We start from the raw sequence: 510 nt of genomic DNA, 5'->3' as shown, positions 1-510 counted from the left end.
GCGAAGGCGGCGTCGCTGACCATCATGGTGGGCGGCCCGCAAGGGGCGTTCGACAAGGTGCTGCCGCTGTTCCAGCTGATGGGCAAGAACATCACGCTGGTGGGGGGCAACGGAGACGGACAGACCACGAAGGTGGCCAACCAGATCATCGTGGCGCTGAACATCGCGGCGGTGGGCGAGGCGCTGGTGTTCGCGAGCAAGGCGGGTGCGGACGCGGCGAAGGTGAGGCAGGCGCTGATGGGCGGGTTCGCGGCGTCGCGGATCCTGGAGGTGCACGGCGAGCGGATGGTGAAGAGGACCTTCCAGCCGGGGTTTCGCATCGGGCTGCACCAGAAGGACCTGAACCTGGCGCTGCAGGGGGCGAAAGCCCTGGGGGTGGCGCTGCCGCAGACGGCGGGGGCGGCGCAGCTGATGCAGGCGTGCGCGGCGCAGGGCTGGGGGCAGCTGGATCACTCGGCGCTGGTGAAGGCGCTGGAGCTGATGGCGGCGCACGAGGTGGCGCAGGGGTGA

At 70.2% G+C, this 510-nt stretch carries 1 protein-coding gene; it reads left to right on the top strand.

Going from position 1 to position 510, the window contains the following annotated elements:
* The coding region (locus E8D38_RS28110; protein ID WP_181179604.1) for an NAD-binding protein at positions 1-510 on the top strand (510 nt) is incomplete at its 5' end.

It is taken from the genome of Methylibium rhizosphaerae (assembly GCF_006386545.1).
GTDB lineage: Bacteria > Pseudomonadota > Gammaproteobacteria > Burkholderiales > Burkholderiaceae_C > Pseudorivibacter > Pseudorivibacter rhizosphaerae.
The sequence above is the reverse complement of the archived record's forward strand: the minus strand, read 5'-3'. Positions and strand labels throughout refer to the sequence as shown.